This window comes from Streptomyces sp. NPDC058678, assembly GCF_042714835.1.
Classification (GTDB): Bacteria; Actinomycetota; Actinomycetes; order Streptomycetales; family Streptomycetaceae; genus Streptomyces.
In genome coordinates this window covers 41,200-66,289 of the sequence record NZ_JBHXSG010000050.1, presented here as the reverse complement: position 1 = coordinate 66,289, position 25,090 = coordinate 41,200, and the positions used below count along the sequence as shown (strand labels likewise).

The window sequence follows — 25,090 nt, the reverse complement described above, 5'->3', positions numbered from 1 at the left end:
ATGGCCGAGACGATGGCTTCCAAGCCGGTCAAGAGCATGGCGCTGGCGAAGGCGATCAACGAGTCGCTGCGCACGGCCCTGGAAACGGACCCCAAGGTCCTCGTCATGGGCGAGGACGTCGGCAAGCTCGGCGGTGTCTTCCGCGTGACGGACGGCCTGCAGAAGGACTTCGGCGAGAGCCGGGTCATCGACACTCCCCTCGCGGAGTCGGGCATCGTCGGTACGGCGATCGGCCTCGCCCTGCGCGGCTACCGCCCGGTGGTGGAGATCCAGTTCGACGGGTTCGTCTTCCCCGCGTACGACCAGATCGTCACGCAGCTCGCGAAGATGCACGCGCGCTCGCTGGGCAAGGTCAAGATGCCGGTCGTCGTCCGCATCCCGTACGGCGGCGGCATCGGCGCGGTGGAGCACCACTCGGAGTCCCCGGAGGCACTGTTCGCCCATGTGGCGGGCCTGAAGGTGGTTTCCCCGTCGAATCCGTCGGACGCCTACTGGATGATGCAGCAGGCCATCCAGAGCGACGACCCGGTGATCTTCTTCGAGCCGAAGCGCCGCTACTGGGACAAGGGCGAGGTGAACACGGAGGCGATCCCCGGCCCGCTGCACAAGGCGCAGGTCGTCCGCGAGGGCACGGACCTCACCCTCGCCGCCTACGGCCCCATGGTGAAGCTCTGCAAGGAGGTCGCCGACGCGGCCGCCGAGGAGGGCAGGTCCCTGGAGATCCTGGACCTGCGCTCGGTGTCCCCCCTGGACTTCGACTCGATCCAGACGTCGGTGGAGAAGACCCGCCGCCTGGTGGTGGTCCACGAGGCGCCGGTGTTCTTCGGCTCCGGCGCGGAGATCGCCGCCCGGATCACCGAGCGCTGCTTCTACCACCTGGAAGCCCCGGTACTGCGGGTGGGCGGCTACCACGCCCCCTATCCGCCGGCCCGCCTGGAGGAGGAGTACCTGCCGGGCCTGGACCGGGTACTCGACGCCGTCGACCGTGCCCTGGCGTACTGAGGAGAGGGTCGTGACGACGATGACAGAAGCGTCCGTACGCGAGTTCAAGATGCCGGACGTGGGCGAGGGGCTCACCGAGGCCGAGATCCTCAAGTGGTACGTCCAGCCCGGCGACACGGTCACCGACGGCCAGGTGGTGTGCGAGGTCGAGACGGCCAAGGCGGCGGTGGAACTGCCCATCCCGTACGACGGGGTCGTGCAGGAGCTGCACTTCGCCGAGGGCACCACGGTGGACGTGGGCACGTCGATCATCGCGGTGAACGTGTCCGGTGGGGGCCCGGCTGCTGTGTCCGCGGCGGCGAGTGCTCCCGCGACCGCGTCGGCGCCTGCCGAACCGAAGGCGGAGGAGCCGAAGTCGGTGGGCTCCGGCCGCCAGCCGGTCCTGGTGGGCTACGGCGTGGCGACCTCCTCCACCAAGCGCCGCCCCCGCAAGGGCCCGGAGATCCCGGCCCAGGAGGCGTCGCCGACGATCCCGGCGGAGCTGAACGGGCACGGGGCCGCGGCCGCCGCGGCCGCGAAGCAGCGCCCGTTGGCGAAGCCGCCGGTGCGCAAGCTGGCGAAGGACCTGGGCGTCGACCTGGCGACGGTGGTTCCGTCCGGCCCGGACGGCATCATCACCAGGGAGGACGTGCACGCGGCGGCGGCACCGGTGTCCGAGCCGGTGGCCCAGCCCCCGGTCGCGGCGCCCGCGCCCGCGTCCCCCGCTCCCGCCGCCGTGGCGGTGGCGACGTACGACACCTCCCGCGAGACCCGCGTCCCGGTGAAGGGCGTCCGCAAGGCGACGGCCGCGGCGATGGTCGGCTCGGCCTTCACCGCCCCGCATGTCACCGAGTTCGTGACGATCGACGTGACCCGCACGATGAAGCTGATCGAGGAGATCAAGCGGTCCCCCGAGAAGCACGATATGCAGGGCCTGCGGGTCAACCCGCTGCTGCTGATCGCCAAGGCCCTGCTGGTCGCGATCAGGCGCAACCCGGACATCAACGCGTCCTGGGACGAGGCCAACCAGGAGATCGTGCTCAAGCACTACGTCAACCTGGGCATCGCGGCCGCGACCCCGCGCGGGCTGATCGTCCCGAACATCAAGGACGCGCACGCCAAGACCCTTCCGCAACTGGCCCAGTCCCTGGGCGAACTGGTGTCCACCGCGAGGGAGGGCAAGACCTCCCCCGCCGCCATGCAGGGCGGCACCGTGACCATCACCAACGTCGGCGTCTTCGGCGTCGACACCGGCACGCCGATCCTCAACCCGGGCGAGTCCGCGATCCTCGCGGTCGGTGCGATCAAGCTCCAGCCGTGGGTCCACAAGGGCAAGGTGAAGCCCCGTCAGGTCACGACACTGGCCCTGTCCTTCGACCACCGCCTGGTGGACGGGGAGTTGGGCTCGAAGGTGCTGGCGGACGTGGCGGCGATCCTCGAAGAGCCGAAGCGGCTGATCACCTGGGGGTGAGGGGCTGGGGCCGGTCCCCGGAACTGACACGGTCCACATGGTGAAGGGCCCTCCGCCGTCGGCGGAGGGCCCTTCACTCACAGGTGCCGGCTGGTTGCCGAAGGTCGGATCAGCCGAGCCTGGCGAAGCCGTAGTTCAGGAGCTTCGTCGCGTCCGTCGCGCGCTGGCTGGCGCTCGTGGAGGCGAGGACCGTGCCGATGACCGTCTTGCCGTTGCGGGTGGCGGCGAAGACGAGGCAGTACTTGGCCTCGGTGCCGGAGCCGGTCTTGACGCCGATCGTGCCGCTGTAGCTGCTGAGCAGCGTGTTGGTGTTCGTCCACGTCGGCATGGTGCGCGTGCTGCCGGTCTTGGTGATCGTCTTCGCGGTGTACGACTTCGTCTTGACGACCGTGCGGAACGTGGAGCTCTTCATCGCGCTGCTGGCGAGCTTCGTCAGGTCCTTCGGCGTCGAGTAGTTGGCGCCGTTGCCGATGCCGTCGAACGAGTCGAAGTGCGTGTTCGTCAGGCCGAGGCTCTTGGCCTGGCTGTTCATCTTGCCGATGAACGACTTCACGCGCGCCGCCCGCGTCGTGCCCGAGCCGAACTTGTCGGCGAGCGCGTACGCGGCGTCGCAGCCGGACGGCAGCATCAGCCCGTACAGCAGCTGGCGGACGGTGACCTTGTCGCCGACGATCAGGCGGGCCGAGGAGGCGCCCTTCGACACGATGTAGTCGCTGTACGCCTTCTGGATCGTGACCTTCGCGTCGAGGTTGAGGTTCGACTGCGCGAGCACGACCTTGGCGGTCATGATCTTCGTGGTGGAGCCGGTGGAGCGCTTGGTGTTCGCGGCCTTGCCGTACAGGCCCGCGCCGTTCGCGTTGTTCATCACGTAGCCGCCCTTGGCGACGATCGTGGGCGCGGTGACGGCCTGTGCGGGTGCCGCGGTGAGGGCTCCGGACGCGAGCATGGCGCCTGCGGTCACGGTGACGGCGGCGGCTCGGCGGAAGCGGACAACCTGGAAGCCGTCCTTGATGACGGTTATCAACTGAGATACCCCGATTGTGTCGAATGCCCCTGGAGGTGCGGCCGGGTTGCGGTTCAAAGAAAGTGGGGCCGCAGGTGTGTGACTCGTAACTAGCACAGAAGGTTGTGCGGCTGCTGGGGCGGGTTCCCGTTCTTTGCCGGAGCCTTTACCGGAGATGCCCTCCAAGTCCGCATGCTGGACGGTCGCCATCATGCGTACGTGTTGTATCTAAGCTGTGGGCATGAGCATGGCCGTCAAGCACCCGCCCGCCGCCGACCGCGTGTACGCGCACGTCAAGCAGGGCGTCCTGGACCGCCGTTACGAAGGCGGCATCCTTCTGACCGAGGGTGAGCTCGCCGAGGCCGTCGGGGTTTCCCGCACACCTGTGCGGGAGGCGCTGCTGCGGCTGGAGGTGGAAGGGCTGATCAAGCTCTACCCGAAAAAGGGAGCGCTCGTCCTGCCCGTCTCCGCCCAGGAGATCAAGGACGTGGTCGAGACCCGGCTGCTGGTCGAGGAGCATGCGGCACGCAAGGCCGTACCCGCCCCCGCCGGACTCATCGAACGGCTCGAAGGGCTGCTGGCCAAGCAGAAGGCGCAGGCCGCCGCCGGAGACCTCGCCGAAGCCGCCGTCACCGACCGCTGCTTCCACGCCGAGATCGTCCGCAGCGGCGGCAACGAGATCCTCTCCCGGCTCTACGACCAGCTCCGCGACCGTCAACTGCGCATGGGTGTCGCGATCCTGCACTCCCACCCCGACCGCATCGCCAAGACCCTCGTCGAGCACGAGGAGATCCTCGAGGCCCTGCGCTCCGGGGACGCGGAGGCCGCTGTCGACGTCGTCCACCGGCACGTCGGCTGGTTCTCCCATCTGGCCCGGGGGGACGTCCGATGAGTTCGTCGTCGGTCACCCTGCCGGGTGACCCGCCGGGCGGGCGGCGCGCCATGGCCGTCTGGGGCATCGGCGTCTCCGTCTACTTCGTCGCCGTCATCTTCCGTACGTCCCTCGGTGTCGCCGGCCTGGACGCCGCCGACCGCTTCCACGTCAACGCGTCCGCCCTGTCGACCTTCTCGATCCTCCAGCTCCTCGTCTACGCGGGCATGCAGATTCCTGTCGGCCTGCTGGTGGACCGGCTCGGCACCAAGAAGGTGCTGGGCCTTGGGGTCGTTCTCTTCACGGCCGGACAGCTCGGCTTCGCCTTCTCACCCTCGTACGGCATGGCCCTCGCCTCGCGCGCGCTGCTCGGCTGCGGGGACGCCATGACGTTCATCAGCGTGCTGCGGCTCGGCTCCCGCTGGTTCCCGGCGCGGCGCGGTCCGATGGTCGCGCAGCTCGCGGGGCTGGTCGGCATGGCGGGCAACCTGGTCTCCACCCTCGTACTGGCGCGGCTGCTGAACGGCGTCGGCTGGACGGCGGCCTTCGCGGGCAGCGCGGTCGCGGGTGTCGTGGTGCTGGTTCTGCTGCTGCTCTTCCTCAAGGACCACCCCGAGGGACACGAGCCGGAGCCTTTCCCGCACCAGGGGGCGGCGTACGTACGGCGTCAGATCGCCGCGTCCTGGCGGGAGCCGGGGACGCGGCTCGGGCTGTGGGTGCACTTCACGACCCAGTTCCCGGCGATGGTGTTCCTGCTGCTGTGGGGCATGCCGTTCCTGGTCGAGGCGCAGGGGCTGTCGCGGGCCGTGGCGGGGGAGCTGCTGACGCTGGTCGTGCTGTCCAACATGGTCGTCGGGCTGGTGTACGGCCAGGTCGTCGCCCGGCATCACGCGGCGCGGCTGCCGCTGGCGCTGGGCACCGTGGGGGCGACGGCCCTGATGTGGGCCGTCACGCTGGCCTATCCCGGCGAGCACGCCCCGATGTGGCTGCTGATCGTGCTGTGCGCGGTCCTGGGTTCGTGCGGGCCCGCGTCGATGCTGGGCTTCGACTTCGCGCGGCCGGCGAATCCGCCGGAGCGGCAGGGGACCGCGTCCGGGATCACGAACATGGGGGGCTTCGTCGCCTCGATGACGACGCTGTTCGCGATCGGCGTGCTGTTGGACGCGACCGGCGACGACTATCGCGTCGCGTTCTCCGTGGTGTTCGTGCTCCAGGCGCTCGGGGTGAGTCAGATTCTGCGGTTGCGGAAGCGGGCGGCGCGCAGGGAACGGGAACGGTTGGTTGCCAGCCGGGTGGAGACGGTGCACGTGCCCGCGTAGGGCACCCGGCTGGTCAGCCGCGCACCCGCTACGGCGTCACCGCGAAGTTCCGCAGGATCGCCCCCGTGAGCTGCGGATCGCCCTCCGCCTTCACCCGGTCCGCGACCGCCTCCGGTGTGACGCGGCCGCAGGCGAGGCGGACGTAGGTCTCCCAGTCGAGGGTGAGGGTGGCGGCGGGGCCGAGGGCGGGGGCCGTCTCCAGGGTGCCGCGGCCCTGGATGTCGACGCGGATCGTGCGCAGGAACTCGACGGGGCCGTGGACGTCGAAGACGATCGCCGAACTGCGGGGCGCGCCCGCGTCCTCCGCCACGATGCGCGGGAGGACGGCGAGGAGCACGTCACGGGCGATGTGCGCGCCGGGGGAGTCGAGGTTGCCGGGGCGGCCGAGGGCGGCGCGCAGGTCCTGCTCGTGCACCCACACGTTGAACGCGTGGCTGCGCATGGCCTCTTCGAGGGTGAGTTCCGTGCCGAGCGGGGCGCGCACCTTGGTGCCGGGGTCGCGCGACTCGTTGCGCAGCTGGCGGTTGCGGCGGATGATCACGTACTCCAGCTCGGAGGTCATCTCCGGCGCCGTGTGGTGACGGCGGACGTCGACCTGCATCTCCATGTAGCGCTGCTGGTCGTTGGTGACGTGGAACAGGTCGCGCGGCAGCGTGTGGATGGGGCGCGGGTCGCCGAGCATCTCGCAGTCGAGGCCGATGACATGGGAGACCACGTCACGGACCGACCAGCCGGGGCACGGGGTACGGCGGTTCCACTCACCCTCCACAAGTGGCAACACCAGCTCGGATATCGCTTCGATGGAGTGGGTCCAGGCGTCGGCGTATGGCTGGAGGGTGGGATGCAGACTCACGGAACGGGACCCCTCGGCGGTCGGTACTCGGGCGGTGGTGGCGTCGGCGGCGTTGCCAGCGGGAGGTGGCTGTCGGCGGGTGTCTTGAAACGCTAAGTTACGCTGCTGTGAGGCACCCCGGCAGTGCTTTCGTGTGACGATCGTAGGCCCGTGTGGACGGCTCGAATGCCAGGACGGTGGTAGTGTGCGCGCCTCTTTGATCCAGATCGCCGTGGACGAGGGCGAATCGGTCGCTTCCCGGCGGCGGCGCATGGCCTCGCTGGTACGCGATCAGGGCGGCGCCGACCTCGTCGTACTGCCCGAGTTGTGGACCACCGGGGCGTTCGCGTTCGAGGAGTTCGGGCGGGAGTCCGAGCCGCTGCAGGGGCCGACGTACGAGGCCATGGCGAAGGCGGCGAGCGAAACGGGCGTGTGGCTGCACGCGGGTTCGATACCGGAGCGCGCCCCGGACGGGACGCTCTACAACACCTCCCTCGTCTTCTCTCCCTCCGGCGACCTGGCCGCGTCCTACCGCAAGATCCACCGCTTCGGCTTCGACAAGGGCGAGGCCGTGCTGATGGGAGCGGGCGAGGACCTGGTGACGGTGCGGCTGCCGGACACGACCGTCGGTGTGGCGACCTGCTACGACCTCCGTTTCCCCGAACTCTTCCGCGGTCTCGTCGACGCCGGTGCCGAGACCCTCGTCGTCCCAGCGGGCTGGCCGGAGCGCCGCCGGGCGCACTGGACGCTGCTGGCTCGGGCGCGGGCGGTGGAGAACCAGGCGTTCGTGCTCGCGTGTGGAACGGCCGGGACGCACGCCGGAGTTCCGCAGGCCGGTCACTCGATCGTGGTCGATCCGTGGGGCGAGGTGCTGGCGGAGGCCGGTGCGGACGAGGAGGTGCTGACCGTGGAGTTCGACGCGGGGAAGGTCGCGGTGACCCGGCAGCAGTTTCCGGCGCTGAAGGACCGGGTGCTGGGGCTGGCGGCGCCGCGTCGGTGAAGGTGGGCTGGGGCCCGTGCCCAGGGTTTTCGCCCCCGCCGCCCCTTCCCTTCCCTTCCAGTCCCTGAGGGCTGCCGCCCCCAGACCCCCGCTTCGGCCCGAAGGGCCTCGTCCTCAAACTCCCCCCAGAGGGGGGACCCCGGACGGGCTGAGTCTCACGCCGGCCGGCTGAGCCGTCAGTCCTCCCGCTCCTTCTCCGCCAGTTGGATCACGCAGACCGTCACCGCGATCAGCAGCGCCGGGTCCACGTCCTCCCGTACGACGTCCACGCCGTAGGTCTCCCGGACGTGCAGCCGGCGGCGGGAGACGACGGCGAGGAGTTCGCCGTCGTACTCGATGGCGAACTCGCGGTCGAGGATCTTGCCGCTGACGTCCAGTTCGGTGTCGCCGTCCGCGAGCCAGACGCGGTAGTGGTTGCGCAGCAACGACAGGCGCTTGCGCTTGATGCGGGCGAGGGGGGCGCCGTCCCGTTCGACGACCATCGTGTCGCGCAGGGCGAACATCTTCTGGTGGATGTCGATGAGGACGCGCCCCTGCGTGTCCTTCAGCTCGAAGGTGTCCCGCAGCCGCATCGCCTTGCCGTCGACGAGGAACACCTTGTTGCCGCGGTCGTCCTCGATCCAGTAGTCGTCACCGAAGCCGAGGAGCCGGTCGCGCACGAGGAATCTCATACCGTCCTCATACCCTCACCGCCTCCCCGGCGGCCGGTCCGAAACGCCGTCGGTAGGCCGACGGGCTGAGTCCGGTCTCGCGCCGCACACGCGCGCGCAGGTTCGCGGCCGTCCCCAGACCGCTCAGGCCGGCCACCACGTCCAGCCGTTCCTCCCCGCGCTCGATCAGCCGGCACGCGAGCGCCACCCGCTCCCCGGTCAGCCAGGCCAGGGGGGTCGTCCCCAGTTGTGCGCGGAAGCGCCGGTGCAGGGTCGCCGACGACACCGCCGCCCGCACGGCGAGGTCCGCGACCGTCAGAGGCTCCCCCAGCCGTTCCCGCGCCCACGCCAGCAGCGGCCCCAGCGACTCGTCGGGCACGTCCGGCAGTGGCCGCTCCACGAACTGCCGCTGCCCGCCGTCCCGGTGCGCGGCGAAGACGAGCCGTCGGGACACGGCGTTGGCGATCTCGGCGCCGTGGTCCCGGCGCCAGATGTGCAGCCCGAGATCGAGCGCGGCGGCGCTGCCCGCGGCCGTGAGGATGTCGCCCTCGTCCACGTACAGCACGTCCGGCTCCAGCAGGACCTTCGGGTGCAGTTCCCGGAAGGACTGCGCCCACAGCCAGTGGGTGGTGGCCCGTCGTCCGTCCAGCAGCCCGGCCTCGGCGAGCGCGAAGCTGCCGGTGCACAGGCTGATGACGCGGGCCCCACGCGCGTGTGTGCGCGCGATCGCGTCGAGTACGGCGGGGCCACGGGGCACGACGTTGTCCGGGCGCCCGGGCACGACGAGCGTGTCGGCGTCGTCCACGGCGGCCAGGCCGGGCAACCGGGCCAGCGTGAAGAACCCGTGGTTCATCCGTACCTCGGGCACGGGCGCGCACAGCGTCACCTCGTACGGCGCCCGGGACAGCCCCAGTTCGGGCCGCGGCAGCCCGAAGAGCTCGGTGGCCACACCCACCTCGAAGGGGTTCGTGCCCTCGTCGACGATCACGGCCACCCGGTGCGGGCGTTGAGAGGATCCTTGCGGCATGTGCGATTTCTAGCACTCGTGCGGTGCTGCCGCCACGCCCGACGATGAGCCCATGGATCCCATCTCGCTGTCCGCCGCCCTCGCCTCCTTCACCGAGCAGTGGAGCCCCCGCATCGTCACCGCCGTCAACGACTACGACGTACGCGTCGCGAAGGTCGAGGGCGAGCACGTCTGGCACGTCCACGACCACACCGACGAGTTCTTCCTGGTCCTGGACGGCGAACTGCACATCGCCCTGCGGGAGGCGGACGGCGAGCGCACGGTCGTCCTCCCCAAGGGCTCGGTCTTCACCGTCCCGCGCGGCACCGAACACAAGCCGTACGCCCCGCGGCCGACCGCGATCCTCGTCCTCGAACCCACCGGCACCCTCACCGTGGGCGACCGCCACGACGACGTACCGGACCATGTGGACGCCACCACGGGCCACGCGCTGACGTGACTGTCGGTGTCGTGGACCATGTGGACGTCACCACCGGCCACGCGCTGACGTGACCGTCAATGTCGCTCGCCATGGACCGCTGAGAGAAGACGCCCGACCGGCTCAGGCGTGCCGGCTCAGCCGGCCGCGGCTCCCCCAGGAAGCGGTCGAGGTGGACTCGGTGGCGCACCGCACGCAGCGTGCCGCCACCGAAGTGGCGCCGGGCAGCCTCCGGTCGGACGTGATCTTCCCGGTCCGCCTCACCGAGGGCGCGACGGACCGGCCGCCCCGGGTGCTCGTCGGGCTGGACGCCTCCTGGGCCCTGTCGTCACATGGCCGCCTGCCCCGCCCTTCGGGCGGACGAACGGAACGTGACGACAGGGCCCAGGCGTCGTGGTCAGCGACGGCGCGGGCGCGGTGCCAGCTTGTACAGGGCCACACCCGCGGCCACCAGCGTGGTGGCCGTGACCATCAGCGCCATGCTGTTCACCCACAGGCCGGTGGCGGCCAGGGTGGCACCGCCGGCACCGGTGGTGCCGACGCCTATCACTCGTCCGTACATGCTCGTTCTCCTAGAGGTTTGGTGCGTTGGTCCGTGGGGGGCGGTTCACGTGGCCACCCACTTCTCCTCGCTGCGGCGCAACAGGCCCCACAGCGACGTGAAGTAGACGGCGTGCTGGAACAGGTCGTAGAGCATTTCCGGGAGCATCAGCGCCGCGACCAGGACGGCACGGGGACCTGCCCGGCGTACCGAGACGGTTTTCTCGACCATGAAGAGCAGGCCGATCGCGGTCCAGAACGGGGAGAAACCCGGCCAGCCGTACAGCGTCGTGTACGTGATCATGAAGGTGAGGTACACGAGGAAGGACAGTGCGCCGAAGCCCATCAGGAACTGCTGGGCGAAGTAGCGGGCGGTGACCCGGGTCCAGCCGTAGTCGCGAAGGTTCTCCAGGGCGCCGCGCTGCCAGCGCAGACGCTGGTGCCACAACTTGCCCAGGCTGGGCATGACCTCGGTGGTGACCGCGCAGCCGGCCGGCGACATGGCGCGGTAGCCGAGGGTCTTGACCGCCTTGGTCATCTCGTCGTCCTCGGTGAGCGAGGCGAGGCTGTAGTAGCTGGTGCCGCCGCCGATCACGCCGTCGCGGCGGGCGGCGCGCACCTCGCGCAGCACCCGGGCGCGGAACATGGTGCCGGTGCCGGTGAGGACCTGCGCCTTGCCGCCGGTGCGCTCCAGTTCCCACGCGTAGCGGTGGAACTCCATGCGCTGGAGCAGGCCGAGGAAGCCGCCGCCCTCCTCGCCGTAGAAGACGCCGCCGACGGCGCCGACCCTGCGGTTGAAGGTGGCGAGGGCGGTCTCGGCGAACCAGGGGTTGAGCACGGTGTCGGCGTCCTGCACGAGCAGCAGGTCGCGGTCGTCCAGATGCGGCAGCATCCAGGCGATGGCCTGGTTGAGGGCGCCGGCCTTCTTGTGGGTGTTGCCCTGCGTGTGGAAGACCTGGGCACCGAGGGACGCGGCGACGACGGCGGTGTCGTCCGTGCAGTTGTCGGCGATGACCACCACGAGGTCCGGGGGCCGGGTCTGGTCCCACAGGCCCTGGATGGCGGCCGCGATGCGGTCCTGCTCGTTGTGTGCCGGTATCAGTGCCGCGACCCGCGGTACGGGCCCGGGATTCTCGGGGGCGGCATGCGCGCGGCGAGCGGCGTGGCGGCCGGACATCCGCTGACGCGGATCGGGTGCCGGAGCGGACGCCGGGGCAGCGAGGTCGAGCACGTGGAGCCCCCGAGGTACTGGTGCAACGGCCCGGCACTGCATCCCCCCGGGCCTCAGGCTCCCGAGTCTTCACGCTATTCACACAAGCGCACAAGATGCCCCCGGTTACGAAATGCTCAAGGTTGTCGTCGCATGCCCTGTGCATCCCGCGCCGGGGGTCCTGTACCGCTCCAGTGCGTGTGCCCCTATTCGGGTTCTGTCGGCTACCTGCCGATGCGTCATGCCGCCTACCGGTCAGACGCCGTAGCCGTCGCTGTATCCGTTCCGCCTGCTGTGCGGCCGTTCCTCTTCGACGACCGGCGTGTTGGGCGGCATCACGACCCGCCTGCGCCGCGCGATGCTGCTGAAGGTGCTGACGCCGATCAGTCCGACGACCATCAGGATGATGCCGACGAGGTCGAGATTGACCCCCTGCATGTCCCAGTCGGTCGCGAACGTGAGGATGGCTCCCACGGCGATGAGGATGATGCACCCGCCGAGGCCCATGAGTGTCGCCTCCCTGTCCGGTCCGGACGATCCGGTCCGAAACTGCGGGTACCCCGGCTGTCAACCCCCATGCCGCGAGGAACCGTTCGAGCCGGAAACTACCCCGCCAGGAACGCCACCAGCGCGTTCGCCAGCAGATGCGGGTCGTCGGTGCCGCACAACTCGCGTGCGCTGTGCATGGACAGGATGGCCACGCCGATGTCGACGGTCATGATGCCGTGGCGGGCCGCGGTGATCGGGCCGATCGTCGTGCCGCACGGCATGGAGTTGTTGGAGACGAAGGTCTGGAAGGGCACGTTCGCCTTCTCGCAGGCGGCGGCGAACACCGCCCGCCCCGAACCGTCCGTGGCGTAGCGGTTGTTGACGTTGACCTTCAGGATCGGGCCGGCGTTGACGCGCGGGTGGTGCGTCGGGTCGTGCCGTTCCGCGTAGTTGGGGTGGACCGCGTGGCCCGTGTCGGAGGACAGACAGACGGTCCCCGCGAAGGCTCTCGCCCGGTCCTCGTACGACCCTCCGCGAGCGAACACCGAACGCTCCATCACACTGCCGAGCAGCGGCCCGTCCGCGCCCGTGTCCGACTGCGAGCCGTTCTCCTCGTGGTCGAAGGCGGCGAGCATCGGGATGTACGGCAGGTCGCTCCCGGCGACCGCGGCCAGCGCGGCCACCCCGGAGTGCACGGACAGCAGGTTGTCCATGCGCGGCCCGGCGACCAGCTCGCCGTCCCGGCCCAGGTGGGCCGGCGGCTCCACGGAGTGCGTCATCAGGTCCCAGCCGGTGACCTCGCCCGCGCCGATCCCGGACTCCTCCTCCAGGAAGGCGATGAGATCGCCGTCCCGGACGTCGTTGCCCAGCCCCCAGATGGGCTGCAGGTGGCGCTGCTTGTCCAGCTTGAGGCCCTCCGCCGACACCGAACGGTCCAGGTGGATGGCGAGTTGGGGCACCCGCAGCAGCGGCCGGTCGATGTTCACCAGCCGCGTCGAACCGTCCCGCAGGGTCAGCCGGCCGGCCAGGCCCAGATCGCGGTCCAGCCAGGAGTTCAGCAGCGGCCCGCCGTAGATCTCCACGGCCACCTGCCGCCACCCGTGCGCCCCCGTGTCGGGCCGCGGCTTGACCCGCAGGTTCGGCGAGTCGGTGTGCGCGCCGACGATCCGGAAGGGGGTGTGCGGCTCGGCACCCTGGGGCACGTACCAGGCCACGATCGCCCCGCCCCGCAGCACGTACCTGCCGCCGGTCGTCCCGTCCCACGCGTCCGTCTCAGCGACCTGTCGGAATCCGGCCTTCTCCAGGCGCTCGGCCGCGTCGGCCACCGCGTGGTACGGCGAGGGACTCGCCGTCAGGAAGGTCATGAGGTCGTCGGTGTGGCCGCGGTCGAAGCGGGAGGGTGCGCTCATGGGTTCACCTTAACGACGTACGAGGGCCCGCTCCCGGCGATGCGGAGCGGGCCCTCGTAAGGACGGTGTGGAGGTCCGGGCGGCCGGTGTGATGTGTCCTAGAACGCGGCCTCGTCCAGTTCCATCAGGTCCAGCTCGACTCCCTCGGCGACCTTGCGGGCCAGGGTGACGCCCGGCAGGACGTTGGCCGCGAAGAACTTCGCCGCCGCGATCTTGCCGGTGTAGAAGGGCACGTCCTTGGAAGCGGCCGTCTCCAGCTTCTCGGCGGCGACCGCGGCGCCCTTGAGGAGCAGGTAGCCGACGACCACGTCACCGGAGGCCATGAGCAGGCGGGTGGTGTTCAGGCCCACCTTGTAGATGTTCTTGACGTCCTGCTCGGTGGCCGCGAGGTCCGTCAGCATCAGGCCGACGATCGCCTCCAGCTCGACGGCCGCCTTGGCGAGGTGCTCACGGGCGCCCGCCAGGGCCTCGCCGCCGGTGCCGAGCGCCAGGAACTTCTTGATGTCCTCGGCGAGGGAGTTCAGGGCCGCGCCCTGGTTGCGGACGATCTTCCGGAAGAAGAAGTCCTGGCCCTGGATCGCGGTCGTGCCCTCGTACAGGGTGTCGATCTTGGCGTCCCGGATGTACTGCTCGATCGGGTACTCCTGCAGGAAGCCGGAGCCGCCGAAGGTCTGCAGGGACTGGGCGAGCTGCTCGTAGCCCTTCTCGGAGCCGTAGCCCTTGACGATGGGCAGGAGCAGGTCGTTGAGGGCCTCCTCAGCCGCGGCGTCCTCGCCGTTCGCCTTCTTGACCGCGATCGTGTCCTGCACCGACGCCGTGTAGAGGACGAGGGCGCGCATGCCCTCCGCGTACGCCTTCTGCGTGATCAGCGAGCGGCGGACGTCCGGGTGGTGCGTGATGGTGACCTTGGGCGCGGTCTTGTCCATGAAGTTCGCCAGGTCGGGACCCTGGACGCGCTCCTTGGCGTACTCCAGCGCGTTCAGGTAGCCGGTCGACAGCGTGGAGATCGCCTTCGTGCCGACCATCATCCGCGCGGCCTCGATGATCATGAACATCTGGCGGATGCCGTCGTGCTTGTCGCCGATCAGCCAGCCCTTGGCGGGGTGCCGGTCGCCGAAGGTCATCTCGCAGGTGTTGGAGGCCTTGAGACCCATCTTGTGCTCGACGTTCGTCGCGTACACGCCGTTGCGCTCGCCCAGCTCGCCGGTCTCGACGTCGAAGAGGTACTTCGGGACGAGGAACAGGGACAGGCCCTTGGTGCCGGGGCCGTGGCCCTCGGGGCGGGCGAGGACGTAGTGGAGGATGTTCTCCTCCATGTCGTGCTCACCGGACGTGATGAAGCGCTTCACGCCCTCGATGTGCCAGGAGCCGTCGTCCTGCTGGATCGCCTTGGTGCGGCCGGCGCCCACGTCGGAACCCGCGTCGGGCTCGGTGAGCACCATGGTCGAACCCCAGGTCCGCTCCACGGCGAGCCGCGCGATCTTCTTCTGTACGTCGTTGCCCTCGTCGAAGAGGATGCCGGCGAACGCCGGGCCGGAGGAGTACATCCACACGGCCGGGTTCGCGCCGAGGATCAGCTCCGCGTACGCCCAGATCAGGGAGGGGGGAGCGGTCGTACCGCCGACCTCCTCGGGCAGGCCGAGGCGCCAGTACTCCGACTCCATGAACGCCTTGTAGCTCTTCTTGAACGACGGCGGGACCGGCGCGGTGTTCGTCTCCGGGTCGAAGACCGGCGGATTGCGGTCGGCGTCCGCGAAGGACTCCGCCAGCTCGTTCTCCGAGAGGCGGGTCATCTCCTCGAGGATGCTCTTCGCGGTCTCGGTGTCCATCTCTTCGAACGGACCGGTCCCGTACAGCTTGTCGCGCCCGAGGACCTCGAAGAGGTTGAACTCGATGTCGCGGAGATTCGACTTGTAGTGCCCCATGGCGACGGCTCCGTAGCGGATCGGCGGATCGGCGAGGCACTGTCTCCTCGCACCTAGTTCACATACCAACAAGTAGCTACCGATGATGCTACCCGCCGGTAATAAGAAGCAACCCCGATCCGGCATCTGTGACAGGTCACACCGGAACCGTCAACGTCGCGGTGTATCCCTTTTCGACGTCGCCGGTCGTCGTCGCCACCTGCTGTTCGTGGCCGTCGCTGAAGATGCTGTCCGTCTCCAGGGAGAGCCGGCCGAGGTTCGTCACGCTCCCGCCGTAGCCGTCCGTGGCGTACACCGTGTCACAGACGTCCTTGGCGAAGGCGAGCTGCGAGGTGTTCGTGATGGACCTCGCCGCGGTGGCGTCGTCGAGGCTGCCGTAGACCTCGAAGTGGACGTGCGGCCAGCGGCCCGGGTAGCAGCCGGGGAAGATGCTCCTGAAGGTGACCTGGCCCTTGTCGTCGGTCTCCTGGACACCGCGCAGGTAGTTCTCGTCGGTGACGCCCTCCGAGTACAGGGAGTAGTCGCCGTCCCGGTCGCAGTGCCAGACGTAGACGGCGGCGCCCGCCTTCGGGGTCCCGCAGCCGGAGGCCGCGTCCACGACCGTGAGCGTGATGGTCAGGGGCACACCCTCCGCGGTGCCGCCGGCGGAGTCGCCGAAACTGCCGGTGATGTCGCTGCGGACGACCCCGCTCTCCCTCAGGACGTTCACGCCGTTCGAACCGTCGCCGGGGAAGGGGCCCGCGGTCTCGTCGGGGATGGTCGCGCACTCGGCGGACGAGCCCGACGAGGCGGATGAGTCCGAGGGGGAAGAGGAGGACGAGGAGGGCGACGACCCGTCGTCGTCCCCGGCGGAACAGCCGACCAGTGGCACAAGCCCCGCCCCGGCGAGCAGCCGGATCATCCGGCGGCGGGCGAGGACGGGAAGGTCGTAGGAGAGGCCCCGGTCGTGCTCGTGGACCTCGTCGTCGTGGTGCTGGTGTCCCTGCATGGCGGCGTCCCTTGCCGTGATTGTTCCCATGGGGCCGTGAGCCCCCGTATCGCTACGCCGTCCCCGCTGCTCTCGGTACTCTTGCGCGCATGTACGGCTACGACCAGAACGTCGGTGCACAGCAGGGGTACGCCCCGCCGCAGCAGCCCATGTCCGGCGGCGTCGGCGGCTACGGCCAGCAGCCGCCGCTCTACCCCGAGCCGTCCCCGCCCTCCCTCGCGGACGCGGTGCGCGCCTTCACCACCGGGCAGATGTCCGCCGAGGACTTCCAGCAGGTCTTCGCGACCTCGAAGGTCTACTGCCCGCGCGGTGACAACCCCGGCTTCCTCGCCCTGCACAACACCCAGCAGCCGGTGATCCCCATGTTCACCTCGCTCAAGGAGCTGCGCCGGTACGCGGGCAAGGAGTCCAAGTACTTCGTCATCACCGGCGCCGAGGTCATCGACCTGCTCCCGACCGGCTACGGCTTCGTCCTCGACATGGAGGGTGAGCATCGCATGGTCTTCGACGCGAAGGCCGTGGAGCAGATGGTCGAGTTCGCGATGCGGCGGATGTACGGCTGATCGTTCTCACTCCGGTCGGCGCAGCGCCAGGCCGTCGAGGACGACCTCCAGGCCGTAGGCGAACTTCTTGTCCCGCACGGCCACGGGGTCCTGAGTCGCGGCGGTGGCATCGGCGTAGCCGCCTTCGAGGTGGGCGTAGCCGGCCGCGGCTTGCTGGGCGGCGGGCAGGAGGCGGGCGATGAAGTCCGCCTCGCTGTCGCCGGAGCGGGCGACGGTGGTGAGCCAGGCTGCCTCGGTGGTGCTCATGCCGACGACGTAGGCCATGACCGTCTCGATCGCGCGTTCGGGCTCCAGGAACCCGGCACCCTTGAACAGCGCGGCCAGCCGCTCGGAGAAGGACATCAGGTTCGGGCCGAGGTAGGCGAGTCCGGCCTGGCCGAGCACCGAGGACAGCCACGGGTGCCGTAGCGCCGTCGTGCGGAACGAACCCGCGGCCTCGCTGACGGCTGCCCGCCAGTCGGGGCTGTCCGCGGGCGGTACGTGGATCTCGGCGGCGACCTCGTCCACGGCGAGCTCCATCAGCTCGTCCTTGGTGGCCACGTGCCGGTAGAGGGAGGTCGCGCCGGCGTTCAGGCGGGCGCCGAGCTTGCGCATGCTCAGGGCCTCGATGCCGTCGGCGTCCAGCATGGCGACGGCCTCGCGGACGATCGCGTTCCGGCTGAGAGCCGGCTGGTCCGCCTTGCGCTGGGGGCGGGCCCACACGGACGGGATCGGGTTCTGCTTCGTCGTCCTGGCTGCCATGTCACTCCTAGCGTTGCCATCCTGCGTACGTCGTTCGCATCGAGCGTACAGCGATGGATGGTTGCGCACGCTGTTCCGCTGTGCGTACAGTGTGCGCATCGAAGGAACGGTGTTCGCAAAGGGGAGTCAGATGGAAGCCGAAGCCCGCAACCCACGTCGTTGGTGGATCCTCGTCGTGCTCTGCCTGAGCACGCTGGTCCTGGTGGTCGACAACATGGCGCTGACCGTCGCGGTGCCGGCGATGACCGAGGACCTCGGTGCCAGTGCCCAGGACACGCAGTGGATCCTCGACTCCTACATCCTGGTGTTCGCGGGTCTGCTCCTCACCTCCGGCAGCCTGGGCGACCGCTTCGGCCGCCGGAAGGTGATGCTGATCGGCCTGCTGCTGTTCGGGGCGGCCTCGCTGGCGGCGTCCTTCTGCACCAGTCCCGGCGAGGTGATCGCCGTAAGAACCGCGATGGGTGTCGGCGGGGCACTGATCATGCCGTCCACCCTCTCGATCCTCATCACCGTCTTCGACGAGGAGGAGCGCGGCAAGGCGATGGCGGCCTGGGGCTCGGTGTCGATGCTGGGGCTGGTCGGCAGCCCGGTCCTGGGCGGCGTACTGATCGACCACTTCTCCTGGCAGGCGATCTTCTTCATCAACGTGCCCGTCGTCGTGCTCGCCCTCGTCGCCGGTCTCACGCTCATGCCCGAGTCGAAGGCGCCCTGGCAGAAGGCCGATCCGCTGGGCGCGGTGCTGTCCGCGACCGGTATGACGGCCCTGGTCTGGTGGATCATCGAGCTGCCGCAGCACGGCGCGCTCGGCGGCCGCTCCACTCTCACGCTGGTGGTGGCGGTGCTGTCCCTGGCGGGCTTCGTGATCTGGGAGAACACCACCAAGTCCCCCATGGTCCCGCTGGTCCTCTTCAAGCACCGCAACTTCAGCGGCGGCTCGCTGTCCCTCGCCCTGGTCCAGATCGGCAACGGCGGTCTGCTGCTGGTCCTCACGCAGTACCTGCAGTTCGTGCTCGGCTACTCGGCGATCGAGGCGGGCCTGGCCTTCCTGCCGCTGGCGGTCGCCGCGCTGATCGGCAACGGGGTCGGCGTCAAGCTCTCCGCGGCGATCGGCAACCGCTTCGTGATCCTCGGCGGCATGCTGCTCATGGTCGTCTGCTTCGCCCTGATGGCCACGGTGGACGCCGACTCCGGCTTCACGATCCCGGCGGTGGCCCTGGGGCTGCTCGGCCTCGGCGCGGGCCTCGCGATGCCGGCCGCGGTGGCCGCGCTGATGAGCACCATCCCCGCGGACAAGGCGGGCGTCGGCTCGGCCCTGAACGACACCATCCAGCAGGCCGGTACGGCTCTGGGCATCGCGATCCTCGGCTCGCTGCTGTCGAGCGGCTTCAAGGCGGAGATGCCGGCGGACGCTCCGGAAGGGGCCAGGAACTCGATCGCGGAGGCGCTGACGGTGGCCCAGGGGGACAGCGGGCTGGTGCGGGCGGCGCGGGAGGCCTTCACCGCGTCGATGTCGACGACCTTCACGGTGAGCGCGATCGGTGTGCTGGCGGCGGCGGTGCTGGCGACGGTGGTGATGCGGGACGGGAAGAAGGGACTGTCGGTGCCGGACTCGGTGCCGGAGGAGGGGTCGGCGCAGGGGTCGGATTCCGCGAACGACCCGGAGCTGGTGGCCTGACCTGATTGAGTTGAGCCGGGAGGCCGGTGCCCTGGGAAGGGTGCCGGCCTCGGGCGTTGTCCGCCACGCCCCACGTCCGGCAGACGGGAATGCCCTCCCGTCGGTCGCGGTTGGAGGTGGCAGAAAGTTCAATGCTCAACTAAACTCGGAGCACAAGGAGGTACCGACATGCCTGCAGTGACCGTCGAGAACCCGCTGACGCTGCCCCGCGTCGCCGCACCCACCGACGCCGTGGCCCGCCCCGTGCTCACCGTCACGACCGCGCCGAGCGGTTTCGAGGGCGAGGGCTTCCCGGTGCGCCGAGCGTTCGCCGGGATCAACTACCGCCACCTGGACCCGTTCATCATGATGGACCAGATGGGCGAGGTGGAGTACGCGCCGGGCGAGCCCAAGGGCACGCCCTGGCACCCGCACCGCGGTTTCGAGACCGTCACCTACATCATCGACGGGATCTTCGACCACCAGGACAGCCAGGGTGGCGGCGGCACCATCACCAACGGCGACACCCAGTGGATGACCGCGGGCTCGGGCCTCCTGCACATCGAGGCCCCGCCGGAGGCGCTGGTCATGTCCGGCGGGCTGTTCCACGGGCTTCAGCTCTGGGTCAACCTGCCTGCCAAGGACAAGATGATGCCCCCGCGCTACCAGGACATCCGCGGTGGCCAGGTGCAGCTCCTCACCTCGCCGGACGGCGGCGCGCTGATGCGCGTGATCGCCGGTGAGCTGGACGGTCACGAGGGTCCCGGCATCACCCACACCCCCATCACGATGGTCCACGCGACGCTGGCTCCGGGCGCGGAGCTCACGCTGCCGTGGCGGGAGGACTTCAACGGTCTGGCCTACGTCCTGGCGGGCAAGGGTGCGGTCGGTGCCGAGCGGCGTCCCGTCCACATGGGGCAGACGGCTGTCTTCGGTGCCGGTTCCTCGCTGACCGTCCGCGCGGACGAGCAGCAGGACTCGCACACGCCGGACCTCGAGGTCGTGGTCCTGGGCGGACAGCCGATCCGTGAGCCGATGGCCCACTACGGGCCCTTCGTGATGAACACGCGGGACGAACTGCAGCAGGCCTTCGACGACTTCCAGAAGGGGCGGCTGGGGACGATCCCGGCCGTGCACGGCATGTCCGAGGGTGGCCTGTAAGAGGCCGGCGGGGTCCGGGTGGACCGGGCCCCGCCGTCGGTGTCCAGGGGCACCGCGCCCCCGGCCGCTGCCCCCGCCCTCGTTTATCCGAACATGCCGGGCTGGTAGTCGCCGGCGGGCTGCTGGACGATCACGTTCAGGCGGTTGTAGGCGTTGATGACGGCGATGAGAGCCGCCAGGGCGAGGAGTTGTTCCTCGTCGTAGTGCTTGGCGGCGTTCGCCCAGGCCTCGTCCGTGACGCCGCCGGCCGCGTCGGCGATGCGGGTGCCCTGTTCCGTCAGTTCCAGGGCGGCCCGCTCGGCCTCGGTGAACACCTTGGCCTCCCGCCAGGCCGCGATCAGGTTGAGGCGGGTCGAGGTCTCTCCGGCGTGGGCGGCGTCCTTGGTGTGCATGTCGGTGCAGAATCCGCAGCCGTTGATCTGGCTGGCGCGGATCTTCACCAGTTCCTGTGTCGCGGCCGGAAGGGTCGTGTCCGAGACCACCTTCCCCGCCGAGTTGATGTGCTTCAGGAACTTGGCTGCGACCGGGTTGCCGAAGAGGTTGAGTCGGGCTTCCATGGTGAACTCCTGGGTGGTGGCCGGTGGTTACACCTCCCTGACGGAACAGCTCACCAAGATGTGACAGACGCGCATGTGACGTGCGTCTCCCCGCCGCGCGGCTCGCGAGGCCTACGAGTCCGGTGACTCGTAGGTCTCGAACAGCTCGAACCAGATGCTCTTCCCCTCGCCCCGCGGATCCACCCCCCACACGTCCGCGAGCAGCTCGATCAGCACCAGCCCGCGGCCGGACGACGCCAGCTCACCCGGTCTGCGCTTGTGGGGGAGGTCGTCGCTGGTGTCCGTGACCTCGACGCGCATCCGGCGTACGCCCGGCTCGCCCCGCACCTCGGCCAGCAGCAGGGCGTCCGCGTCGGTGTGGACCAGGACGTTGGTCAGCATCTCGGAGAGCAGCAGCACCGCCGAGTCGATCTGGTCCTGTGACGCCCAGTCGTGCAACAGCTCCCGCAGCTGTTGCCGGGCCACCGCCACCCGTTCCGGTTCGGCCTGGGCCACCGAGAGCATCGTGCGGCGGACCCTGGGGCGGACGGCGACCGTGTCGCCGCAGCCGCAGCCCTCGCCCTGCCGGCACAACAGCAGGACGGCTATGTCGTCCTCGCGGCGGTCGGCCAGCGGCCCGATGGTGTGGTGGGAGGAAGGGCCGTGGACGGCCTGGACCAGGGCGTCGGCGAGGGCTTCCAGGTCGTCGTCGTGGTCCTCCAGGATCGTGCGGATGCGCTTCCAGCCGGTCTCCATGTCGTGGCCGCCGGTCTCGATGAGGCCGTCGGTGCAGAGCAGGAGGGTCTCGGAGGGTTCGAGGGTGATCCGGGTGGTGGGGTAGTCGGCGTCGGGGTCGATGCCCAGGGGGAGACCGCCTGCCGTGGGCCGGGTCAGGACCGTGCCGTCCGCCATGCGGATCGCGGGGTCGGGGTGACCCGCGCGGGCGACGTCCAGGATGCCGGTCGTGGGGTCGGCCTCCACGTACAGGCAGGTGGCGAAGCGGTGGTCGGCGGCGTCGGGGTCGTCGTACGTCATGCCGTGCAGGAAGCGGGAGGCGCGGGAGAGGACCGCGTCCGGGCGGTGGCCCTCCGAGGCGTACGCCCTGAGCGCTATGCGGAGCTGGCCCATCAGACCGGCCGCGCGGACGTCGTGGCCCTGGACGTCACCGATGACCAGGGCGAAGCGGCCGCCCGGCAGGGGGATCATGTCGTACCAGTCGCCTCCCACCTGGAGGCCGCCGCCGGTGGGGACGTACCGCGCGGCGATGCTCATGCCCGGTATCCGGGGGCCGAGGGTGGGGAGCATCGAGCGTTGGAGGCCGTCCGTGAGCTCCCGTTCCGACTCCGCCACGCCCGCCCGGGAGAGGGCCTGCGCGAGCATGCGGGCCACCGTCGTCAGGACCGAGCGCTCGTCCGGTGTGAACGCCACCGGATACGAGAAGGCCGCCATCCAGGCGCCCATCGTGCGGCCGGCGACGGTCAGCGGCAGGAAGGCCCAGGACCGGCGGCCGAAGCGCTGGGCGAGCGGCCAGGTGACCGGGTAGCGGGACTTGTAGTCCTCGGGGGCGGAGAGGTAGACGGCGCGGCCGGTGCGGGCCACCTCGGCGGCCGGGTAGTCGGTTTCGAGGGACATCTGGGAGAAGGGGCCGTCGTCGCCGGGCTGGTGGCCGTGGTGGCCGATGATCGTCAGGCGGTCGCCCTCGACGCCGAAGACGGCCAGGCCGTCCGGGGAGAAGCCCGGCATGGACAGGCCCGCGGCGACCCGCAGGACCTCGGCCGTGGAGCGGGCCTCGGCCAGGGCGCGGCCCGCGTCCAGCAGGAACGCCTCGCGGGAGCGGCGCCAGTCGCCGGTGACGGCGGTGCGTCCGGCGGGCGTGCCGGGCCTGGGCTCGGTGACCTCCTGGAGGGTGCCGATCAGCTCGTAGACCTTCCTCGCCGGGTCGAAGGACGGCTTGGAGCGGCTGCGGACGACGCGGACGACCTGCCCCTCGGGGTCCATGATCCGCACGCGCACTTCGGCGAGGGTGTCCTCGGCGACGGCGAGCTGGATCACTCCGGTGATCTCGTTCCAGTCCACGGGGTGGAGCCGGGCCCTGGTCTGGGCCTCCGTGAGGACGGTCTCCTCGGCGGGCAGCCCGAGCAGCCGGGCTGCCTCGGCGTCGACCGTGACCAGTCCGGTGGCGGTGTCCCAGTGCCACAGGCCGGTCGCGAGGACGGCGAGAACCTCCCCCACGGCGGGCAGAGGCTCGCCATTGCGCATTGCCCCACTTTAAGAAGAGGACGACGTGGAGTGCCACTGATCATCGGCTCTTAATGGTGGGGAGGCGATCTCGAGGTGGCCGGTACCCTTGGGAGGTCCGGGCACCGGGCCCCGGAGATCCCCGATCAGCGAAGGCTGGATGAACGACGATGCATCGGTACAGGTCCCACACCTGCGGCGAGCTCCGCGCCTCTGACGTCGGCACCGACGTCCGGCTGAGTGGCTGGCTGCACAATCGGCGCGACCTGGGCGGCATCCTCTTCATCGATCTGCGCGACCACTACGGCATCACGCAGCTGGTCGCCCGCCCCGGCACCCCGGCGTACGAGGCCCTCGACAAGGTCTCCAAGGAGTCCACGGTCCGGGTCGACGGCAGGGTCGTTTCACGTGGAACCGAGAACGTGAACCCGGACCTCCCGTCCGGCGAGATCGAGGTCGAGGTCGGCGAGGTCGAGCTGCTCGGCGCGGCAGCCCCGCTGCCCTTCACGATCAACACCGAGGACGGGGTCAACGAGGAGCGGCGCCTCGAGTACCGCTTCCTGGACCTGCGCCGCGAGCGCATGCACCGCAACATCCTGCTGCGCACGTCGGTCATCTCGGCGATCCGTCACAAGATGACGGCGCTGGGCTTCAACGAGATGGCGACGCCGATCCTGTCCGCCACCTCCCCCGAGGGCGCCCGCGACTTCGTGGTCCCCTCCCGCCTGAACCCGGGCAAGTTCTACGCCCTCCCCCAGGCCCCGCAGCAGTTCAAGCAGCTGCTGATGATCTCCGGCTTCGACCGCTACTTCCAGATCGCGCCCTGCTTCCGCGACGAGGACGCCCGCGCGGACCGCTCGCCGGGCGAGTTCTACCAGCTCGACGTCGAGATGAGCTTCGTCGAGCAGGAGGACGTGTTCCAGCCCATCGAGAAGCTCATGACTGAGCTGTTCGAGGAGTTCGGCAACGGCCGTCACGTCACCTCGCCGTTCCCGCGGATCCCGTTCCGCGAGGCCATGCTGAAGTACGGCTCCGACAAGCCGGACCTGCGGGCCCAGCTGGAGCTGGTCGACATCACCGACATCTTCGAGGGCTCGGAGTTCAAGGCCTTCGCGGGCAAGCACGTGCGTGCCCTGCCGGTGCCGGACGTCTCCGCGCAGCCCCGCAAGTTCTTCGACCAGCTCGGTGACTTCGCGGTCTCGCAGGGCGCCAAGGGCCTGGCCTGGGTGCGCGTGACCGAGGACGGCTCGCTGACCGGCCCGATCGCGAAGTTCCTCACCGAGGAGAACGTCGCCGAGCTGACCAAGCGGCTGTCCCTGGCCGCCGGTCACGCCGTGTTCTTCGGCGCGGGCGAGTTCGACGAGGTCTCGAAGATCATGGGCGCGGTGCGAGTCGAGGCCGCCAAGCGGGCCGGGCACTTCGAGGAGAACGTCTTCCGGTTCTGCTGGATCGTCGACTTCCCGATGTACGAGAAGGACGAGGAGAGCGGCGCGATCGACTTCTCGCACAACCCGTTCTCGATGCCGCAGGGCGGTCTGGAGGCCCTGGAGACCCAGGACCCGCTGGACATCCTGGGCTGGCAGTACGACATCGTCTGCAACGGCGTCGAGCTGTCCTCCGGCGCGATCCGGAACCACGAGCCGGAGATCATGCTCAAGGCCTTCGAGATCGCCGGCTACGACCGGGAGACCGTCGAGGAGAAGTTCGCCGGCATGCTCCGCGCGTTCCGCTTCGGCGCCCCGCCGCACGGCGGCATCGCGCCCGGTGTCGACCGCATCGTCATGCTGCTGGCCGACGAGCCGAACATCCGCGAGACCATCGCCTTCCCGCTCAACGGCAACGCCCAGGACCTGATGATGGGCGCGCCGACGGAGCTGGAGGAGGCGCGGCTGAGGGAGCTGCACCTGTCGGTGCGCAAGCCGCAGCCGAAGTAGTTCACTTCGTAGTTCGCTCAGTAGTTCTCTGCGCGAGGGGCGGGGGAAAACCCGCGGGTTTGGGCCCCCAAACAAAGGGGGGGGGTAAAAAAAAAAACCACCCCCCCGAAGTGAAACAAAAAAAAAAAAA

At 69.8% G+C, this 25,090-nt stretch carries 23 protein-coding genes; 10 read left to right on the top strand and 13 right to left on the bottom strand.

All coding sequences use genetic code 11. The features are described from left to right. Together ACFWWR_RS34935 and ACFWWR_RS34930 are read left to right on the top strand one after the other, a co-directional pair. The gene (locus ACFWWR_RS34935; protein WP_383865547.1) at window positions 1-1,002 is read left to right on the top strand and encodes an alpha-ketoacid dehydrogenase subunit beta; all 1,002 of its coding nucleotides are present in this window, start codon (window positions 1-3) and stop codon (window positions 1,000-1,002) included. 10 nt (window positions 1,003-1,012) lie between these two features. Next, window positions 1,013-2,452, top strand: a complete 1,440-nt coding sequence (locus ACFWWR_RS34930; protein ID WP_383865549.1) for a dihydrolipoamide acetyltransferase family protein — start codon at window positions 1,013-1,015, stop codon at window positions 2,450-2,452. 109 nt (window positions 2,453-2,561) lie between these two features. On the opposite strand, the gene ACFWWR_RS34925 is transcribed toward ACFWWR_RS34930, so the two are convergent. Next, window positions 2,562-3,464 (bottom strand): D-alanyl-D-alanine carboxypeptidase family protein, encoded by a 903-nt coding sequence (locus ACFWWR_RS34925; protein WP_383865738.1) that lies wholly within the window; start codon window positions 3,462-3,464, stop codon window positions 2,562-2,564. Window positions 3,465-3,696: 232 nt separating this feature from the next. Between ACFWWR_RS34925 and ACFWWR_RS34920 the strand changes: the two genes are divergently transcribed. Both ACFWWR_RS34920 and ACFWWR_RS34915 read left to right on the top strand, forming a co-directional pair. Next, entirely contained in the window at window positions 3,697-4,347 is a 651-nt protein-coding gene (locus tag ACFWWR_RS34920; RefSeq protein ID WP_383865551.1) for a GntR family transcriptional regulator, read from the top strand. Beyond that, window positions 4,344-5,645: a nitrate/nitrite transporter gene (locus ACFWWR_RS34915; protein WP_383865553.1), complete on the top strand. Its 1,302-nt coding sequence runs from the start codon at window positions 4,344-4,346 to the stop codon at window positions 5,643-5,645. The genes ACFWWR_RS34920 and ACFWWR_RS34915 overlap by 4 nt, the downstream gene beginning before the upstream one ends. A 28-nt stretch (window positions 5,646-5,673) precedes the next feature. Here the strand turns inward: ACFWWR_RS34915 and ACFWWR_RS34910 are convergent, their stop codons facing one another. Further along, window positions 5,674-6,498 carry a maleylpyruvate isomerase family mycothiol-dependent enzyme gene (locus ACFWWR_RS34910; protein ID WP_383865555.1) on the bottom strand — a complete coding sequence of 275 codons (825 nt, stop codon included), beginning with the start codon at window positions 6,496-6,498 and terminating at the stop codon, window positions 5,674-5,676. A 184-nt stretch (window positions 6,499-6,682) separates the two neighbouring features. Between ACFWWR_RS34910 and ACFWWR_RS34905 the strand changes: the two genes are divergently transcribed. Further along, a complete protein-coding gene (locus ACFWWR_RS34905; RefSeq protein WP_383865557.1) occupies window positions 6,683-7,477 on the top strand; it encodes a carbon-nitrogen family hydrolase in 795 nt (264 codons plus the stop codon). A gap of 176 nt (window positions 7,478-7,653) precedes the next feature. Here the strand turns inward: ACFWWR_RS34905 and ACFWWR_RS34900 are convergent, their stop codons facing one another. Beyond that, window positions 7,654-8,148: an LURP-one-related/scramblase family protein gene (locus tag ACFWWR_RS34900; RefSeq protein WP_383865559.1), complete on the bottom strand. Its 495-nt coding sequence runs from the start codon at window positions 8,146-8,148 to the stop codon at window positions 7,654-7,656. Between the two features lie 7 nt (window positions 8,149-8,155). Beyond that, a complete protein-coding gene (locus ACFWWR_RS34895; RefSeq protein ID WP_383865561.1) occupies window positions 8,156-9,154 on the bottom strand; it encodes a helix-turn-helix domain-containing protein in 999 nt (332 codons plus the stop codon). Window positions 9,155-9,206: 52 nt separating this feature from the next. On the opposite strand from ACFWWR_RS34895, the gene ACFWWR_RS34890 reads away from it, so the two are divergent. Beyond that, complete coding sequence (locus ACFWWR_RS34890; RefSeq protein WP_384307526.1) at window positions 9,207-9,593, top strand: cupin domain-containing protein; 387 nt, start codon at window positions 9,207-9,209, stop codon at window positions 9,591-9,593. A gap of 376 nt (window positions 9,594-9,969) precedes the next feature. On the opposite strand, the gene ACFWWR_RS34885 is transcribed toward ACFWWR_RS34890, so the two are convergent. The 6 genes from ACFWWR_RS34885 to ACFWWR_RS34860 form a co-directional block, all read right to left on the bottom strand. Continuing rightward, window positions 9,970-10,134, bottom strand: a complete 165-nt coding sequence (locus ACFWWR_RS34885; protein ID WP_383865565.1) for a hypothetical protein — start codon at window positions 10,132-10,134, stop codon at window positions 9,970-9,972. A gap of 45 nt (window positions 10,135-10,179) precedes the next feature. Then, window positions 10,180-11,289, bottom strand: coding sequence for a glycosyltransferase (locus ACFWWR_RS34880; protein ID WP_384307538.1), 1,110 nt, complete (start codon window positions 11,287-11,289; stop codon window positions 10,180-10,182). A gap of 288 nt (window positions 11,290-11,577) precedes the next feature. After that, window positions 11,578-11,829, bottom strand: coding sequence for a DUF6458 family protein (locus ACFWWR_RS34875; RefSeq protein WP_217242978.1), 252 nt, complete (start codon window positions 11,827-11,829; stop codon window positions 11,578-11,580). A gap of 98 nt (window positions 11,830-11,927) precedes the next feature. Continuing rightward, window positions 11,928-13,220: a M18 family aminopeptidase gene (locus ACFWWR_RS34870; RefSeq protein WP_383865567.1), complete on the bottom strand. Its 1,293-nt coding sequence runs from the start codon at window positions 13,218-13,220 to the stop codon at window positions 11,928-11,930. 98 nt (window positions 13,221-13,318) lie between these two features. After that, window positions 13,319-15,145, bottom strand: coding sequence for an acyl-CoA dehydrogenase (locus tag ACFWWR_RS34865; protein WP_383865569.1), 1,827 nt, complete (start codon window positions 15,143-15,145; stop codon window positions 13,319-13,321). A 136-nt stretch (window positions 15,146-15,281) separates the two neighbouring features. Next, entirely contained in the window at window positions 15,282-16,133 is an 852-nt protein-coding gene (locus tag ACFWWR_RS34860) for an intradiol ring-cleavage dioxygenase (protein ID WP_383865571.1), read from the bottom strand. 89 nt (window positions 16,134-16,222) lie between these two features. On the opposite strand from ACFWWR_RS34860, the gene ACFWWR_RS34855 reads away from it, so the two are divergent. After that, window positions 16,223-16,696 (top strand): SseB family protein, encoded by a 474-nt coding sequence (locus ACFWWR_RS34855; protein WP_217242974.1) that lies wholly within the window; start codon window positions 16,223-16,225, stop codon window positions 16,694-16,696. Between the two features lie 6 nt (window positions 16,697-16,702). Here the strand turns inward: ACFWWR_RS34855 and ACFWWR_RS34850 are convergent, their stop codons facing one another. Then, window positions 16,703-17,437, bottom strand: coding sequence for a TetR/AcrR family transcriptional regulator C-terminal domain-containing protein (locus tag ACFWWR_RS34850; protein ID WP_383865573.1), 735 nt, complete (start codon window positions 17,435-17,437; stop codon window positions 16,703-16,705). Between the two features lie 130 nt (window positions 17,438-17,567). Here ACFWWR_RS34850 and ACFWWR_RS34845 point away from each other — a divergent pair, with 130 nt between their 5' ends. Then, window positions 17,568-19,112: an MFS transporter gene (locus ACFWWR_RS34845; protein ID WP_383865575.1), complete on the top strand. Its 1,545-nt coding sequence runs from the start codon at window positions 17,568-17,570 to the stop codon at window positions 19,110-19,112. A gap of 168 nt (window positions 19,113-19,280) precedes the next feature. Further along, the gene (locus ACFWWR_RS34840) at window positions 19,281-20,252 is read left to right on the top strand and encodes a pirin family protein (RefSeq protein WP_383865577.1); all 972 of its coding nucleotides are present in this window, start codon (window positions 19,281-19,283) and stop codon (window positions 20,250-20,252) included. Between the two features lie 83 nt (window positions 20,253-20,335). Here the strand turns inward: ACFWWR_RS34840 and ACFWWR_RS34835 are convergent, their stop codons facing one another. After that, window positions 20,336-20,809, bottom strand: coding sequence for a carboxymuconolactone decarboxylase family protein (locus ACFWWR_RS34835; RefSeq protein ID WP_384307524.1), 474 nt, complete (start codon window positions 20,807-20,809; stop codon window positions 20,336-20,338). 111 nt (window positions 20,810-20,920) lie between these two features. Next, window positions 20,921-23,047 carry a SpoIIE family protein phosphatase gene (locus tag ACFWWR_RS34830; protein ID WP_383865580.1) on the bottom strand — a complete coding sequence of 709 codons (2,127 nt, stop codon included), beginning with the start codon at window positions 23,045-23,047 and terminating at the stop codon, window positions 20,921-20,923. 149 nt (window positions 23,048-23,196) lie between these two features. Here ACFWWR_RS34830 and aspS point away from each other — a divergent pair, with 149 nt between their 5' ends. Then, window positions 23,197-24,960 (top strand): aspartate--tRNA ligase, encoded by a 1,764-nt coding sequence (aspS, locus tag ACFWWR_RS34825; protein WP_383865582.1) that lies wholly within the window; start codon window positions 23,197-23,199, stop codon window positions 24,958-24,960. Window positions 24,961-25,090: the final 130 nt, after the last annotated feature.

Coding starts and splice junctions, on each gene's coding strand:
- ACFWWR_RS34935 (WP_383865547.1), top strand. CDS start 1: ATGGCCGAGACGATGGCTTCCAAGCCGGTCAAGAGCATGGCGCTGGCG.
- ACFWWR_RS34920 (WP_383865551.1), top strand. CDS start 3,697: ATGAGCATGGCCGTCAAGCACCCGCCCGCCGCCGACCGCGTGTACGCG.
- ACFWWR_RS34915 (WP_383865553.1), top strand. CDS start 4,344: ATGAGTTCGTCGTCGGTCACCCTGCCGGGTGACCCGCCGGGCGGGCGG.
- ACFWWR_RS34900 (WP_383865559.1), bottom strand. CDS start 8,148: ATGAGATTCCTCGTGCGCGACCGGCTCCTCGGCTTCGGTGACGACTAC.
- ACFWWR_RS34895 (WP_383865561.1), bottom strand. CDS start 9,154: ATGCCGCAAGGATCCTCTCAACGCCCGCACCGGGTGGCCGTGATCGTC.
- ACFWWR_RS34890 (WP_384307526.1), top strand. CDS start 9,207: ATGGATCCCATCTCGCTGTCCGCCGCCCTCGCCTCCTTCACCGAGCAG.
- ACFWWR_RS34885 (WP_383865565.1), bottom strand. CDS start 10,134: ATGTACGGACGAGTGATAGGCGTCGGCACCACCGGTGCCGGCGGTGCC.
- ACFWWR_RS34880 (WP_384307538.1), bottom strand. CDS start 11,289: ATGTCCGGCCGCCACGCCGCTCGCCGCGCGCATGCCGCCCCCGAGAAT.
- ACFWWR_RS34875 (WP_217242978.1), bottom strand. CDS start 11,829: ATGGGCCTCGGCGGGTGCATCATCCTCATCGCCGTGGGAGCCATCCTC.
- ACFWWR_RS34870 (WP_383865567.1), bottom strand. CDS start 13,220: ATGAGCGCACCCTCCCGCTTCGACCGCGGCCACACCGACGACCTCATG.
- ACFWWR_RS34865 (WP_383865569.1), bottom strand. CDS start 15,145: ATGGGGCACTACAAGTCGAATCTCCGCGACATCGAGTTCAACCTCTTC.
- ACFWWR_RS34860 (WP_383865571.1), bottom strand. CDS start 16,133: ATGCAGGGACACCAGCACCACGACGACGAGGTCCACGAGCACGACCGG.
- ACFWWR_RS34855 (WP_217242974.1), top strand. CDS start 16,223: ATGTACGGCTACGACCAGAACGTCGGTGCACAGCAGGGGTACGCCCCG.
- ACFWWR_RS34850 (WP_383865573.1), bottom strand. CDS start 17,437: ATGGCAGCCAGGACGACGAAGCAGAACCCGATCCCGTCCGTGTGGGCC.
- ACFWWR_RS34845 (WP_383865575.1), top strand. CDS start 17,568: ATGGAAGCCGAAGCCCGCAACCCACGTCGTTGGTGGATCCTCGTCGTG.
- ACFWWR_RS34840 (WP_383865577.1), top strand. CDS start 19,281: ATGCCTGCAGTGACCGTCGAGAACCCGCTGACGCTGCCCCGCGTCGCC.
- ACFWWR_RS34835 (WP_384307524.1), bottom strand. CDS start 20,809: ATGGAAGCCCGACTCAACCTCTTCGGCAACCCGGTCGCAGCCAAGTTC.
- ACFWWR_RS34830 (WP_383865580.1), bottom strand. CDS start 23,047: ATGCGCAATGGCGAGCCTCTGCCCGCCGTGGGGGAGGTTCTCGCCGTC.
- aspS (WP_383865582.1), top strand. CDS start 23,197: ATGCATCGGTACAGGTCCCACACCTGCGGCGAGCTCCGCGCCTCTGAC.